Genomic DNA, 14621 nt, shown 5'->3' on the forward strand with positions numbered 1-14621 from the left:
GTGTTCGGGGACGGGTTACGGGCCGAGCTGGGAGCGCCGAGGAACCCGCGCAGGCTGGGCAGCAGCCCCCGCTCGCGCGTGTGGCGGGTCGAGCTGCCGGGCGCCACGGCGGTGGTGAAGCAGCTCGTCGACGGCCTGGAGGCCGACGACCGGTACGCCCGCGAGGTCACCGCCCTGCGGCTCGCCGCCCGAGCGTCGGCTCCCGTGGCACCCGCGCTCCTGGCCGTCGATCCCGCCTCGCGCGTCCTCGTACTCGAACACCTGGATCACCGGCCGCCGCGCGAGGACTGGGTCGTCGACCACGCGACGGCACTGGCACGCCTGCACGCCTGCACGCCACCGCCGGACCGGCGGACGCGGGGGCCCTGCCCCGGTGGCGGGGCCCGGACCGGGCCGACATCGACTCCTTCCTCGCGCTGGCCGAGGCACTCGGCGCACGGGTCGCCCGCGGCGTTCCCGAGGAGCTCGACGCACTGGTGGACCGGCTCGGTCGGGCGCCCGGTCACGCCCTGCTCCATGGCGATCCCTGTCCCGGGAACGACCTCCACACCCCCGCCGGCACCCGGTTCGTCGACTTCGAACAGGCCTCACTGGGGAACGGTTTGACGGAGCTGGCCTATCTCCGCATCGGATTTCCCACCTGCTGGTGCGTCACGGCGACGCCGGCGGCGCTGCTGGAACGCGCGGAGAACGCCTACCTCGCGCAGTGGCGCACCGCGACCGGTTCGCGGATCACCGGCGCCGAGTTGCGCGACGGCCTCGCCGACGCCTGTGCCGGCTGGCTGCTGCGCGGCGACGCGCTCGTCGAGCGGGCCCGCCGCGAAGGCGCCGACCACCTGGCCCGGATGGCGCGTCGGGATTGGAAGTGGGGCACGGCGACGGCCCGCCAACGGTTCGTGCACCGGCTGGGCGTGGTCGGCCGGACGGCCGCCGACCGGCCCGCTCTCGCCGGTGTGAGCGCCCTGGCCGGCGCCATGCGGCGGCACGCCGCCGCTCTATGGCCCGCACTTCGGCCACTGCCGACAAAACGGCCGTAGTGGTCGCCCGCCAGGGCGGTCCATGATCCCCCGCCCGAAATTCCGTGGTCGTTGCTCTCTGGTGATGGGCGGTTCCGGCGTGTAGCTTCAGCTCAGCTGTCGTGGTTCGCAGTTCCTGCCCGCGCCCTGGCGTGGGCGTTTTGCTGTGCAGTGCCGGACCAGGGCGATCACCTCCGGGTCCGCGCGGTGCGGATCCGACATCGACTGAGAGGCATGACCATGGCCAGCGGAACCGTGAAGTGGTTCAACTCCGAAAAGGGCTTCGGCTTCATCGCGCAGGATGGCGGCGGTCCCGACGTCTTCGCGCACTACTCGAACATCAACTCCACCGGCTACCGCGAGCTCCAGGAAGGTCAGGCCGTGACCTTCGAGATCACCCAGGGCCAGAAGGGCCCGCAGGCGGAGAACATCACCGCCGCCTGATTCGCGTCGCAGCTGTCCAGCCGCCCCGGAGCCCACGGCTCCGGGGCGGTCCTGGATCCGCCGCCCGGACCCGCCCGGATCCGTCAGGGCCGACACCCGGCCCGGTCGGAACCCGCTCGAAGCCCTCTCGGGCATCGCTCGCGAGCCGTCTCCGGGCGAACCCCCTGCGCCGGGCACCGCGCGGGTGGCACCATCCGTGCCATGGCAGATGACAGCGGCGCCGCCTTCGAGGCGGGTCAGACGGGACTCATCATCCCGATCCCGGAGGCGGAGCCGACCCTCCGGGGGTGGCGCGAACGGCTCGATCCGTCCGCCGAGGCCGGGGTACCGGCACACGTCACCGTGCTCTTCCCGTTCCTCGACGCGAGCCGACTCGACACGCACGTCGACTCCGCCCTCGCTGACCTGGTGGGACGCCACCGCGCGTTCGACCTGCGGTTCGCGACCAGCGGGCGCTTTCCGGACGTGCTGTACCTCGTGCCCGAGCCCGACGCCCCCCTGCACCGGCTCACCCGGTCGATCGTCGAGCGTTGGCCGGAAGCCCCGCCCTACGGCGGCCGGTTCACCGAGACGGTGCCGCACCTGACCGTAGCCCAGGGCCAGGAGGACACCGTCCTGGACGTGATCGAGGCCGACCTCGCCGGCACCCTCCCGTTCACGTCGCACGTTTCGACGGTCGAACTGATGGTGTACGACGGGTCGCGCTGGCAGGAACGGGCCTCCTACCCACTCGGCGGCTGAGCGGGGGCGGCGGCGGGGGCCCTCAGCCGGAGAAGCGGCCGCAGAGCCAGTTGCCCGGTTCCGCGGGATCGTCGCTGGTCCAGAACTGGACCCAGAGCAGGGCGAACTCCTCCCGGCTGAGATGGCCGTCGCCGTTCAGGTCGAGGAGCTCGAAGACGCCCGTGAGGTCCGCGGGCTGCCCGTTCCACGTCTCGACGAGATCACGGTGCTCCTCCGGGGAGATGCGGCCGTCTCCGTTCGCGTCGACGGCGTCGAAAACCGTGTCGGCCGTCGCGGTGACGTCCGAAACCATCGCGGGGAGCTGATCGACCAGGGAGAGCAGTTCGCCCATGTCGACCGCACCGTCCCCGTTGGCGTCCCCCGCTTCCAGCAGCGCCGCCCACCAGCCCATCAACAGGGCCTCCACCCGCCTGCGCAACTCCGTGCCCGGCCCCACCGCCGGCAGCCGGCTCCAGCGGGCGACCAGCGCGGTGAAGTCCTCCTCGCGCAGGTAGCCGTCACCGTCCGCATCGAACGCGGCGAACATCCCCCTGAGCTTGCGCTCCTGAAACGCACTGGCCACGAGCGGCCTCCCTCGACGCCGAACCGAACCGTGAACGCCGCCCGTACCCGAGCGGGTCGGCGGGCGGCGCGGGTAACTATAGGTCGGCCCGCGCGCACGCTCCCACGGGTACAAATGGGCGAGCGTTCACCCTTCCGATCGGGAGCCGCCGATGCCGAACGGGCGGCGAGTTGGGCGAGGTGGCCGTCCGGGCAATGGGGCCCGGCGGCCATGCCCGAGGTCCTCGCCGGTGACCACGCGAGACGGGTCGAGGGAGCGGGTGCGTAACGCCTGGGCCCGGAGCAACGCGAACAGGCCGAAGTTGACGTCGCCGATCCCGGCCCACTTCAAGTGCTGCGAGCGTGACCCTTGTTGAGGGCGAGGAATTGTTCGAGGGGGCCGACGCGGTGGCCGGTGTTGGAGTGCTGGAGCAACAGGTGGACGACGGGCGCGAGGTCGGGGCGGCGGAGAAGAGCGCCGGGTGCGCGGGCGGTGTTTCCGACGCCGTCCGGGTGCTCCTCGCGGTGGCCGAAGCGCCGCTGCCGTCGCCAGTCATCGTTCCACGGGGACGGGCGGGCGGGACGGGGACGGCCACCGGGGTCGGCGCGTGTATCGGGCGGGTATCGGTGAGCGCTTTGTCCCGCATCGATCCGTACGGGCCGGAGGAGGAGACGGGGTCGTCCGAGTCGGCGTCGTGCCGCCCCGCGGCGGGCGTCCGGCCGGTGCTGTCCGGCCCCGACCCGGTCAGGAACGGACGGACGCTGCTCCCGGGGGCGTGAGGCGTGTCCGCCGTGGGACGCGGTCACCACACCGTGGTCTGCCATATCGTTCCTGACAGGTCGCCGCCCGCCATTCGCCGCGTCCGCCGTCCGCCGTCCGCCGTTCCGGGCGTCCCGCCGTCCCGGGCGTCCCGCCGTCCGACCAGGAGCCGTCCGCCCGTGTCCTCGCCCGACTCCCGCCCTCCGGCCTCCCCGCAACCCGTGCGCGTGCTGCTGGTGGAGGACGACGACCTGATGCGCCGGTCCTTCACGGTCGCCCTGGAGCGGTACGGCTACCTGATGCGGACCGCCGCCGACGGCCTCACCGGGCTGGAGCTCTTCCGCGATGAGGACTTCGACCTGCTGATCCTCGACGTCATGCTGCCCGGCCTCGACGGCATCGGCCTGTGCCGCAGGGTCCGGGAGACCAGCCTGGTGCCCGTCCTGATGATGTCCGCGCGCGGCGACGGGCTCGACGTCGTCGCGGGTCTGGAGGCCGGCGCGGACGACTACGTCGTCAAACCCGTCGACACCTTCGTGCTCGTGGCACGGATCCGTTCGCTGTTGCGGCGGGCGACCTACGCACCCGCTCCGGCCCCCGGGCGACCCGCCGCGCAGGAGGCGTCGCCGCCGGCGGGCGAGCTGCTGGTCTTCGGGGACCTGACCATCGACACCGGCGGTCTGGAGGTGCGCGTCTCCGGCAGCCGGGTCGCGCTGACCCCGACCGAACTGAAGCTGCTGCTGGAGTTCGCGGCCCACCCCGGGATCGTCCTGGAGCGGCACACCCTGCTGCGGGACGTGTGGGAGTACGGCTGGGACGGCGACAGCCGGGTCGTGGACCTGTGCGTGCAGCGACTGCGCGGCAAACTCGGCCGCGACCGGATCGAGACGGTCCGCGGCTTCGGCTACAAGCTCAGGCGCTGAGGCCGGTGCCCCCGTCCATCCACCTGCCGGGGCGGCGCCGCGTTCCGCTGCGCTGGAAGATCGCCGCACTGGCCGCGTCCACCGCATGCCTGGTCGTGGCCGCCGTGGGCCTACTGGTCCACCTGTGGACCGCGCAGGACATCCACCAGCGGGCCCGGGCGCAGGCCCTCAACGCCCTGTACTCGGCCATGGACGTCCACCGGCGCACCGGAGCACTGACGGACGGCGCCGAACTCGACCCGCCCGGGCTGCCCGCGTCCCTGCGGCACCCGGCGGACGGCGACCGCCAAACGGCGGACGACGACCGCGTCGACGGCAACCTCGGGCCGAGCGTCTGGGCCGCGCAACGGGTCGCCGGACCGGGCAGTCCGGTGCTCGCCCACCGCGTCAACATGAGCCCGGAACTGCACGAACTACGACGCCTCGACGTGACCATGGCGCTGGCCTCGCTCCTCGCACTCGCGGCGGCCACCCCCCTGGCCGTGTACGGAGCCGGGCTGCTGGCCAGGCGGCTGCGGCAGGTCTCCGAGACCGCGGGCCGGATCTCCGCGGGGGACCTGGACGCCCGGACCGGCCCCACCGGAGGCCGCGACGAGGTGTCCGACATCGCCGCCACCGTCGACCTGATGGCCGACAGCCTGAGCCGACGCCTGCGTACCGAACGCCGGTTCACCGCGGACGTGGCACACGAGCTGCGCACCCCCGTCGGCGGTCTGCTGGCCACCGTCGACCTGCTGCCCGCGGGTGAGCCGGAGGACCTGCTGAGAGCCCGGGTGCGCGATCTGCGAGGCCTGGTGGAGGACCTGCTGGAGATCTCCCGACTGGACGGGGGAGCCGAGCAGCCGGTCCGAGCCCGCGTCCCTCTCGGCGCGGTCGTCACGGAAGCCGTGGCACGGACCGGCGTGGGGGCGGAGGTCACCGTCACCGCCCCCGGGACCGCGCCGACCGTGGAGACCGACCCGCGTCGCCTCGAACGGATCGTCGGCAACCTCGTCCTCAACGCGCACCGGCACGGAGGAACCCCGGTGCGGGTCACCGTCGAGGGGCGGACCGTCGTCGTGCGCGACCACGGCCCCGGCTTCCCCCCGGACCTGCTGCGCGACGGCCCCCGCCGCTTCCACACGGGCGCCGCGGAGCGCGGCACGGGCCACGGCCTGGGGCTGACCATCGCCCTGGGACAGGCCCGGGTCCTCGGCGCCGACCTGCGACTGGACAACGCGCCGGACGGCGGAGCCGTCGCCACCCTGCGCCTTCCCGCCTGACGGTCCTCGCACGACTGCTACCCGGCCGAGCGGCAGCCGATACACAGCGGACCGGGCGCCGATACGTTCCCCGGACACCCTTCGAAGTGCACGTGCCGCACCTTGCGCACCTTGCGCACCGCGCGTCTTCCGCACCCGAAGTCTCGAAGGAGTCCTCCGTGACCGTCGACCCCTTGTCAACGCGCACACCGTTCACCCCGCACGCGACGGCGACCGGCACCGCGGCCGCCGGGACCACCGACCTGTCGAAGGTCTACGGCAGCGGCGACACCCGCGTCGTCGCCCTGGACCGGGTCAGCGTCTCCTTCCAGGAGGGCGGGTTCACCGCGATCATGGGGCCCTCCGGCTGCGGCAAATCCACCTTGATGCACTGCGCCGCCGGGCTCGACTCGTTCACGTCCGGATCCGTCCGCATCGGCACGACCGAACTGGGCACGCTCGGAGACCGGCAGCTGACCCAACTGCGCCGCGACCGGATCGGTTTCATCTTCCAGGCGTTCAACCTGCTGCCGACCCTGACCGCGCTGGAGAACATCACGCTGCCGCTGACCATCGCCGGGCGCCGCCCCGACCCCCGGTGGCTGGACCGGGTGGTGTCCATGGTCGGTCTCTCCCAGCGCCTCGGACACCGGCCCGGACAGTTGTCGGGCGGGCAGCAGCAGCGGGTCGCGGTGGCCCGGGCCCTGGTCTCCCGTCCCGCGATCATCTTCGGCGACGAACCCACCGGAAACCTCGACTCCCGGTCCGGGGCCGAGGTACTCGGCTTCCTGCGTGACTCCGTGCGCGAGCTGGGCCAGACCGTGGTCATGGTCACCCACGACCCCGTCGCCGCCGCCTACGCCGACCGCGTGGTCTTCCTCTCCGACGGCCGGCTGGTCGACGAGATGACGCAGCCGACCGCGGACCGGGTGCTCGACCGCATGAAGGCGTTCGACTCCCGCTCCCGCACCGTCTGACACCGACCGAGACCGACCGAGTCCGGCCGACACCGACCTACAGCGACCGAGACGGACCGACAGCCGCCGACAGTCGCGACGCCGGCCGAACCTCCCTCCCGGTCCCGCCCGAAAGCCACCCGCCCCCAAGCCACCCGCTCGCAGCCGTCGAGCCCGCATCCCAGGATCCGCACCCCATGTTCCGTACCGCCCTGCGCAACGTGTTCGCGCACAAGGCCCGCCTGCTGATGACCGCTTTCGCGGTCATGCTCGGCGTCACCTTCGTCTCCGGGAGCCTCGTCTTCGGCGACAGCCTGAGCCGGGCCACCGCCGCCCGGGCGACCGACGGCTACGAGCGCCTCGCCGTCAGCGTCTTCCCCGAAGGTTCCCCCACCGGCGGGGGGCCGGCCGGCGTCGACGCCGCCACCGTCGCCACCCTCGCCAAGGTTCCGGGCGTCGCCGGCGCCGCCGGCCGGGTCGACGGCTTCGCCGCCGTGGCCGGCCGCGACGGCCGCCCGATCGCGAACGACACGTCCCACCGGGGCGGCAACTTCGCCCCGGGAACGGACGGCACCGACCCCGCCTACCGCTTCGTCCGGGGTTCCGGGCCGACCGGTGACAAAACGATCGCCCTGGACGAGGCCACAGCCGCGAAGGGCGGCCACCGCGTCGGCGACACCGTGCGCGTCGGCACCGACCAGGGCGCCTCCTCCTACACCCTCAGCGGAATCTTCCGGACCGACGGGACCAAGCTGCCCTCCGGCGGCAGCCTGACGTTGTTCCACGAGGCCACCGCGCAGCGGCTCTTCCTCCTGCCCGGCCGCTACAAGACCGTCGAGGTGACGGCCGCGCCCGGCACCGACGCCGCGCAGGTCCTGGCCCGCGTCGAATCGGTGCTCCCGCCGAACACCGGCGCCGCCACCGGCTCCCAGCTCGCCCGGATCCAGGAGAACCTCGCCACCAACGACAGCGACACCATGAGCCAGATCCTGCTGGGGTTCGCGGCGGTCGCCCTGTTCGTCGCCACGTTCCTCATCTCCAACACCTTCACCATGCTCGTCGCCCGACGGACCAGGGAACTGGCCCTCATGCGGGCCGTCGGAGCGTCCCGCAGGCAGGTACGACGCATCCTGCTGGCCGAGTCCCTCCTCGTCGGCGCCCTCGCCTCCGTGGCCGGCCTCGCCGTCGGCACCGGGGTCGCCGCCCTGCTGCGGACGCTCTTCTCCTCCGCCGACACCCCGTCCGGCCCGCTGGTCCTCACCCCGGGCACCGTGATCACGTCCCTGCTCGTCGGTACCGCGCTGCCCACGGTCGCCGCCTGGCTTCCGATCCGCCGGGCCATGGCCATTCCGCCAGTCGCCGCGCTCGGCGCGGCCGAGCCCGCGGTGCCCGCCCGCACCGGCTCCCCGCGCACCGGTATCAGCGCCGCCCTGCTGCTCACCGGCACCGCCGCCTCGCTGTACGGGGCCCTCGGCGCGGCCGAGGACGCCCGAACCGTCATCGGCCTCGGGGCGGCCCTCACCCTGACCGGGGCGATCGGCTTCATCCCGCTGCTGTCCAGGCCGTTCGTGGCGCTGCTCCGGCCGCTGCTGACCCGCCTCCACCCGGTGTACGGCGACCTCGCCGCCCGGAACACCGTGCGCGACCCGCGTCGTACCGGCGCCACCGCCGCGGCGCTCGCCATCGCCCTCACGCTCGCCGCGGGCCTCTCCGTCCTCGGTGCCTCCGCCGCCCAGTACCTCGACCGGGCGACCACGCACGACTTCACCGCCGACTACCTGATCAAGCCCGCCGAGGGCGGCATGCGGATGACCCCCGCCACCGCGGAGCCCCTGAAGGGGCTGCCCGGCGCCACGTTCAGCCCGCTCAACCAGTCCACCGCGTACCGACTGGCGGGCGTCCCCTCGGTACTGACCGGGGTCGACCCCGCCACCATCGGCCGACTGCTCCGCTACGACGTGATCGAGGGCTCCCTCGACTCCCTCGCCCAGGGCCGGATCGCCGTGGCCGACTTCAAGGCCGCGAAGGCGGGCTGGCACGTCGGCCAGACCCTTCCCCTGCGGCGTGAGGACGGTGGGCAGGGCGACGTCACCATCGGAGCGATCTACCGGGCGGACGAACAGAGCAACCTGCTGCCCAGCATCACCGCACCCGACGCCCTCGTCGCCCGCTACGACCCCGACCCGAGCACAGCCGGGATCCTGCTGGACACGGACGGCGGTCCCGGTCCGAGCGCCCTCGGGAGCGTCACCCGCGCCCTCGGCGACAACCCCGCCCTGGCCGTCCTGGACGAGTCGGGCATCCGGGAGCGGGAGAGCGGCTCCATCGGGGAGCAACTCAACGTCTTCTACGCCCTGTTGAGCATGGCCCTGTCGATCGCCGCGCTCGGCATCGCCAACACCCTCGCCATGTCCGTCCTCGAACGACGCAAGGAGATCGGGACCCTGAGGGCCCTCGGTATGGACCGCTCCGGCGTCACCCGCATGATCCGACTGGAGGCCCTGCTCCTCGGCGGACTCGGCGCGACCCTCGGTACGGCCCTGGGCGTCTTCCTGGGCTGGGCCCTCGGGCGCACCCTCCAGGAGAGCGTGGCCGGCTACGCGTTGGTGATTCCGTGGGGGCGCCTCGCCCTCGGCGTACTCATCGCCCTGGCCGGCGCGCTCCTCGCCTCGCTCTGGCCGGCCCGCAGGGCCGCCCGCGTCGACATTCCCGCGGCGACGGCGGCGCAATGACGCCGGCCCGAACGCGGGGCGGGTCAGGCGGCCGAGCCGGTCCGGTGGGCCGTGAGGAGCAGGTACTCCCACTCCATGACCCCGTCGCGGGTGTTCTCCTCGGCCAGCGCGTCCAACGCGCCGTCCAGCGCCGCCACCCGGTCGGCGTCGTCCCCGATGGCACGGTAGACCGCGATCGTCGGCCCGTAGCAGGCCTTGAAGAAGGTGCGGAAGGCTCCCGGCTGCGGGAAGGCGTCGATCCGGACGGTCCGACGCCGGGCGTCGACGTCCGTGACGCGGTCGCCGAGGAGCCCGTACACGTATTCCTCCTCGCCCCAGAGGGGCGGCGGCTGGGCTCCGGGCGGTGGGGGCGGCGCGTACGGCTTCATCGTCGCGAACATCCGGCCGACGAAACCCTGCGGTGTCCAGTTCGCCAGGCCCACCGTCCCGCCGGGGCGGCAGACGCGCACCAGCTCGTCGGCGGCGGCCTGGTGGTGCGGGGCGAACATGACCCCGAACGAGGACATCACGACGTCGAACTCCGCGTCGGCGAAGGGCAGGTGTTCCGCGTCCGCCTCGCGCCACTCCAGGTCGGCCCCGCGCCCGCCGGCCAGGTTCCGGCCGATTTCGAGCAGCTCGGGGGTGAGGTCGCCGGCCACGACGTCCGCCCCCGCCAGGGCGGCGGGGATGGCTGCGTTGCCCGCGCCGGCCGCCACGTCCAGCACCCGGTCACCCTGCCGGACCCCGCACGCGCCGACGAGTTCGGCACCCACCTCCGGGATGACGCGAGAAGCCACGGACGGGTAGTCGCCCCAGGCCCACATGGCCCGGTGGCGGGCCTTCAGCGCGCGATCGGCCCCGACCGCGTCGTTCCCTTCGGACATGACCCACCTCCAGGGCTCGGACAGACCCTTCATCCGAGGGTATGCGTCACGGGACGGGGGCGCAGTCCGACAGCCGCCGCCGGGGCGGGGAGACGGTGGCGACAGCGCCGCCCTCCTCCTCCCGGCCCGTGCGCGGTGCCGGCGGTAGGACCGGGTGGCCGGACCGCGCGGGCACGACCGCGCGCGGCTCCCGGCCGCTTCGGGTTTCGGTCAATCCCGCTTCAATTCGGCCGACTTGGCCCGACTGATGCCCTTTCAGGCAAATCTGACCGAAGATCATCCATCTTCCCGCGCTCCGTCCCCGCATGATTCTCACGGACGCCCGGCAGGCGGCCGTCACGGGCGGCACACAGCCGTCGGCAGCAGTGTGGGAGGGCGGAAGTGACACACGTACTGGTCGAACGCGACGACGTGCTCCGGGCCGCGGCCGCCGCCCTGGACCGGGCGCGCGCCGGCAGGGGCAGCTGGCTGATGCTGACCGCACCGCCCGGCCGGGGCCGTACCGCGGTCCTCGACGCCGTCGCCCGCGGCGCGAGCGCCGACGACGGCGTGCGCGTACGGTCCGCGCGGTGCGCACCCGAGGAGAAGGACTTCCCCTTCGCCCTCGTGCGCCAGGTCTTCCCCACCACCCGCGGCATCCCCTTCAGCGACCCCGCCGGCGGGCAGGAGCAGGAGGTCTTCCACCGGTTGCTCGACCTGCTCGCCCGCGGCGCCGACGGCCGTCCGGTCCTGCTCACCGTCGACGACCTGCACTGCGCGGATCCGGTCTCCCGCCGCTGGACCGGCTACCTGGCCCGCCGGATCGCCGGGCTCCCGGTCCTGCTGCTGGCCACCGCCGAATGCCGTGAGCACACCGATGTCGGCTGGCTGCCCCGGGCCACGGGGGTGTGCCACCCCTTGCCCCCGCTCGGGCCGGAAGCCGCGGCGGGGCTGGCGCGCGACCAGGGGTTGCCGCCCGAACGGCACGCGATGTGCTGGGACGCGACCGGCGGCAACCCGGCCCTCCTCCAGGCCCTCCTCGCCGACCTGACCCGGCCCCTCGACCCGATCCGTCCGCCCGCCGTCGCCCTCGCCTTCGCCCCGGGCGGCCCTGTTGCCGGCGCCCTGGACGCGGCCCGCCCTTGCGACGGTCCCGCCGCCCCGGACGGCCCTGTTGCCGGCGCCCTGGACCGGGCCCGCCCCTCGGCGGCCGCCCGCTCCCGGCGTGACCCGGGCGCGGGCCGCCCCCGGTGTGCGCCTGACGCCGATGGGCCCCGGCCCGTCCGGTACCGCGACGCCGTCGCCCGCTGGATCCGGCACCGCGCCGACGAGGAGACCCGGCGTACGGTCCTCGCCCTCGCGGCGACCGCCCAGTGTTCCGACGCCACCGGCCCCGACCTGCTCCGAGAAGCCCTGCCGTTACTGCCGGCCCGGCAGGCGGCGGCGGCCACACCGGGCACCCCACCCCTGGCCCGGATGCTTTCCCACCCGCTCGCCCTCGAAGCCGTACTGGACGCGGCCGATCCCGCCGAACTGGCCGCCCTGCACACCCGCGCCGCCCGGCTCCTCCACGACAGCGGAGCCCCCGCCCCGCAGGTCGCCGCCCGGTTGCTGCGCCTGGACCACCCGCGCGAGCCGTGGATGGCACGCTGCCTGGAGGACGCCGCCGACGACGCCGTCCGGGCCGGGCACACCGAAGAAGCCGCCGTACTGCTGCGCCACGTGCTGCGGTCCCAGCCACCGCCGACCGGGGAACGGTACGCCGATCTCACCCTGCGCCTGGGATCGCTGGAGTTCCCGCACAGCGCCGAGGCGGGCATCCGCAGGCTCCGCGAGGGCCTCGACCTGCACCCCGACCGCCAGGAACGCGCCGCCGCCGCACCCGCCCTCGGCGCGGCCCTCGCGGCCAGCGGCCGCACGGACAGCGCGCTGAGCGTCCTGCACCGGGCCAGTCACGGCGCCGACGACGACGAACTGGTACATGTCCTGCGCACCGTCACCGCTCTCATCTCCTCGCACGACGCCGTCGCCTGGCGCAACGCCATAGCGGGCCTGCGCGCCCTCGCGCCCACGGCCCCCGTCACCGTCGAACCGCTGGTCTGCGGTCTGATCACCGAGTACGAGACCGGTGCCGGGCTCCTCTCCGTGGCCGAGGTGCTGACCCGGATCCGGCCCCGACTCGCCGCGGCACCGGTCCACCCGCTGCTGCGCACCGCCTGGCTGGGCAGCGCCGCCACCCTGCTGCAGTGGGCGGACCGGCTGGAGGACGCCCGTACCCTCGCCGAGCAGGGGCTTCCCGTACCGCCCGCACGGCCGGACCTCACCGACGCCGGCCTGCAGTGCCTGCTGAGCGCCAGGGCGGAAGCCGCGCTCTGGGCCGGGGACTTCCGGCGGGTGATCGCCGAGAACACCCAGCTGGCCCACACCTGCACCGGACGCGGCATCCGCGCGCCCCACCTCGTCTCGATGGTGGCGCTCGCCCGGTACGAACTCGGGCAGCGCGACCGGGCCTGGCAGCTCCTCTCCACCCCCGACACGACCACCGCCGACAGCTCCTGGGAGTGGAACGAACTGCGCTATGCCCGCGCCCTGCTCCACGCCATCGAGGGGCGGTGGAACGCCGCCCTCGACGACTACCTCGCCTGCGGCACGGGCCAGAGCGCCCGCGACTTCGTCAGCCCCGTGGCCACGCCGTGGCGGTCCGGCGCGGCCCTCGTCCTGGCCCGGCTCGGCCGCGCGGCGGAAGCCCGCGAGCTCGCGGAGGAGGAACTGCACCACGCGCGCCGCTGGGGAACCCCCCGTACGGTCGGCAGGGCGCTGCGGGCCCACGCCGCGGCCATCGGCGGGCGACGGGGCCTGGACTCGCTCGTCGAGGCGGCGGCCCTGTTGGAAGGGGCGCCCGCGCCCGTGGAACGCATCGAGACGCTGATCGACCTGGGCCGGGCCCGCGTCGAAGCCGGACTCGGCCGCCGGGGCCGCGACGACCTGCGCGCCGCCGACGCCGAGGCGACCGGCTTGCTGTCCCCGCAGCCCGGCACCGGCGGCGACCCGTACGCCCCGTACGGCCACTTCGGTGCCGCCCCGGGCGACGCGGGCGCGGGTGCCGCCGCCGTCACCGGCTCGGAGCCCGTGCCGACCGGGCGGCTCCTGCGGGCGACGCGCGCCGCGCTGCGCGCCGCGAACGCCCGCACCACGACGCGGGCGACGACCGGTCCGAGCGCACTCACCGGAGCGGAACGCCGGGTCGTCGACCTCGCCGCCCTCGGGCACACGAACGCGCAGATCGGCGAGGCACTGCACTTGACGCGGCGCACCGTGGAGTCCCACCTCACCAGTGCCTTCCGCAAGCTCGGCGTGACCCGCCGCACGCAGCTCGCGGTCGGCCTCGCCGGATCCGACCCCGCCGGGGGGACGCCACCTCGGTGAGGGGCCGGGGCCCTGGGTGGTCGGGGTGGTCGGGTGCCGGGGGTCGGATTGCCGACCACGAGAACGGGCAGGGCGCCGTGTTCGTGGTCTTCCACGATGTGTGCGGACCGGACCGGCGGACAGAGTGGGCACCGCGCCGGACCGGCCCCCGCGGTCCGGCGCCACCTCCGTCGCCACCGGCACGGTCGCACCCGCGGCAGGGCCGCGTACGAAAGGCACTCAGCATGAACTTCACGAAGCGCACGTCCGCCCGCTCGGCGCTGGTCGCCCTGATCGCGGTCGCCGGGACGAGCCTCCTCCCCGTGACCAGCGCCGAGGCCCGCCCCGCCGCGGCTCCCACCGCGCAGACCGCCTCGGACGCGAGCGCGAACCTGGCCCCGAACCAGCTGTGGCAACTGCGCAAGCGGGGAAGCCGGTTCGAGATCGTCAACAACCACAGCGGCATGTGTCTGAAGGTGAAGAGCGGCTCGAACGACAGCGGCGCCCCGGTGGTGCAGGCCGAATGCGGCACGGCGAGCGAGGGGTTGTGGAAGTCGGAGGTCACGGACGGCGGCAACTTCATCCAACTGCGCAACGCCAACTCCGGCAAGTGCCTCGACATCTCCGGGGGCAGGGCAATACGGGGCGCCAAGATCGTCCAGTGGGACTGCAACGGCGGTCTGAACCAGAAGTGGTGGGACACGGACAACATCGACGGCAACAACGGCTACTGGATCAGCGGCACCACCCCCGGCGGCGCCCCCTCCTGGATGTGCCTGGACATGCCCGGCCTCAGCACCAGCTCCGGTACGCAGGCCGCCATGTGGGAGTGCTCCTAGAAAGTGATCCGCGAGTGATCCGGGAGTGATCCGGGAGTGATCCGGGAATCCCGCCCGGCATCGCCGGCCGGGCGGGACTCTCGCCACGAGCCCCGGACCACGACCGCCCCACCTGCCCGGCAGGGGAGGGCAGGAACACGGGCGGGACCACCGGCGGGCCGCGGGCCGGCGGGGAGCCGAGC

The 14621-nt window shown here is 74.1% G+C and carries 13 protein-coding genes; 10 read left to right on the forward strand and 3 right to left on the reverse strand.

The annotated features are described in order from the left end of the window. Positions 1-15 precede the first annotated feature (15 nt). Entirely contained in the window at positions 16-303 is a 288-nt protein-coding gene (locus NOD94_RS41440; protein ID WP_348652348.1) for a hypothetical protein, read from the reverse strand. Positions 304-476: 173 nt separating this feature from the next. On the opposite strand from NOD94_RS41440, the gene NOD94_RS41445 reads away from it, so the two are divergent. The 3 genes from NOD94_RS41445 (at position 477) to NOD94_RS23230 (ending at position 2201) form a co-directional block, all read left to right on the forward strand. Beyond that, complete coding sequence (locus tag NOD94_RS41445) at positions 477-1037, forward strand: hypothetical protein (protein ID WP_348652349.1); 561 nt, start codon at positions 477-479, stop codon at positions 1035-1037. A 219-nt stretch (positions 1038-1256) separates the two neighbouring features. Further along, positions 1257-1460 (forward strand): cold-shock protein, encoded by a 204-nt coding sequence (locus tag NOD94_RS23225; protein WP_281208001.1) that lies wholly within the window; start codon positions 1257-1259, stop codon positions 1458-1460. 201 nt (positions 1461-1661) lie between these two features. After that, positions 1662-2201: a 2'-5' RNA ligase family protein gene (locus tag NOD94_RS23230; protein WP_281207991.1), complete on the forward strand. Its 540-nt coding sequence runs from the start codon at positions 1662-1664 to the stop codon at positions 2199-2201. A gap of 22 nt (positions 2202-2223) precedes the next feature. Here NOD94_RS23230 and NOD94_RS23235 read toward each other — a convergent pair whose 3' ends face one another. Further along, positions 2224-2763: an EF-hand domain-containing protein gene (locus NOD94_RS23235; protein WP_281207992.1), complete on the reverse strand. Its 540-nt coding sequence runs from the start codon at positions 2761-2763 to the stop codon at positions 2224-2226. 341 nt (positions 2764-3104) lie between these two features. On the opposite strand from NOD94_RS23235, the gene NOD94_RS23240 reads away from it, so the two are divergent. From NOD94_RS23240 to NOD94_RS23260, 5 genes are all read left to right on the forward strand, one after another. Beyond that, complete coding sequence (locus NOD94_RS23240) at positions 3105-3521, forward strand: hypothetical protein (protein ID WP_281207993.1); 417 nt, start codon at positions 3105-3107, stop codon at positions 3519-3521. A 159-nt stretch (positions 3522-3680) separates the two neighbouring features. Further along, entirely contained in the window at positions 3681-4424 is a 744-nt protein-coding gene (cseB, locus tag NOD94_RS23245; protein WP_281207994.1) for a two-component system response regulator CseB, read from the forward strand. 5 nt (positions 4425-4429) lie between these two features. Next, the gene (locus NOD94_RS23250) at positions 4430-5686 is read left to right on the forward strand and encodes a HAMP domain-containing sensor histidine kinase (RefSeq protein ID WP_281207995.1); all 1257 of its coding nucleotides are present in this window, start codon (positions 4430-4432) and stop codon (positions 5684-5686) included. 173 nt (positions 5687-5859) lie between these two features. Further along, positions 5860-6642, forward strand: a complete 783-nt coding sequence (locus NOD94_RS23255) for an ABC transporter ATP-binding protein (RefSeq protein ID WP_281208002.1) — start codon at positions 5860-5862, stop codon at positions 6640-6642. A 176-nt stretch (positions 6643-6818) separates the two neighbouring features. Beyond that, positions 6819-9353 (forward strand): FtsX-like permease family protein, encoded by a 2535-nt coding sequence (locus NOD94_RS23260; RefSeq protein WP_281207996.1) that lies wholly within the window; start codon positions 6819-6821, stop codon positions 9351-9353. Between the two features lie 23 nt (positions 9354-9376). Here the strand turns inward: NOD94_RS23260 and NOD94_RS23265 are convergent, their stop codons facing one another. Further along, entirely contained in the window at positions 9377-10216 is an 840-nt protein-coding gene (locus NOD94_RS23265; RefSeq protein ID WP_281207997.1) for a class I SAM-dependent methyltransferase, read from the reverse strand. Between the two features lie 381 nt (positions 10217-10597). Between NOD94_RS23265 and NOD94_RS23270 the strand changes: the two genes are divergently transcribed. Both NOD94_RS23270 and NOD94_RS23275 read left to right on the forward strand, forming a co-directional pair. Continuing rightward, positions 10598-13621 carry an AAA family ATPase gene (locus NOD94_RS23270; protein WP_281207998.1) on the forward strand — a complete coding sequence of 1008 codons (3024 nt, stop codon included), beginning with the start codon at positions 10598-10600 and terminating at the stop codon, positions 13619-13621. A 224-nt stretch (positions 13622-13845) separates the two neighbouring features. Further along, positions 13846-14439: an RICIN domain-containing protein gene (locus tag NOD94_RS23275; protein WP_281207999.1), complete on the forward strand. Its 594-nt coding sequence runs from the start codon at positions 13846-13848 to the stop codon at positions 14437-14439. Positions 14440-14621 lie beyond the last annotated feature (182 nt).

Origin of the sequence: Streptomyces sp. Isolate_45 (genome assembly GCF_024721315.2) — a bacterium.
GTDB lineage: Bacteria > Actinomycetota > Actinomycetes > Streptomycetales > Streptomycetaceae > Streptomyces.

Excerpts from the sequence above, each read along its gene's own strand:
- NOD94_RS23225 (WP_281208001.1), top strand. The coding sequence starts at position 1,257 with ATGGCCAGCGGAACCGTGAAGTGGTTCAACTCCGAAAAGGGCTTCGGC.
- NOD94_RS23230 (WP_281207991.1), top strand. The coding sequence starts at position 1,662 with ATGGCAGATGACAGCGGCGCCGCCTTCGAGGCGGGTCAGACGGGACTC.
- NOD94_RS23260 (WP_281207996.1), top strand. The coding sequence starts at position 6,819 with ATGTTCCGTACCGCCCTGCGCAACGTGTTCGCGCACAAGGCCCGCCTG.
- NOD94_RS23265 (WP_281207997.1), bottom strand. The coding sequence starts at position 10,216 with ATGTCCGAAGGGAACGACGCGGTCGGGGCCGATCGCGCGCTGAAGGCC.
- NOD94_RS23275 (WP_281207999.1), top strand. The coding sequence starts at position 13,846 with ATGAACTTCACGAAGCGCACGTCCGCCCGCTCGGCGCTGGTCGCCCTG.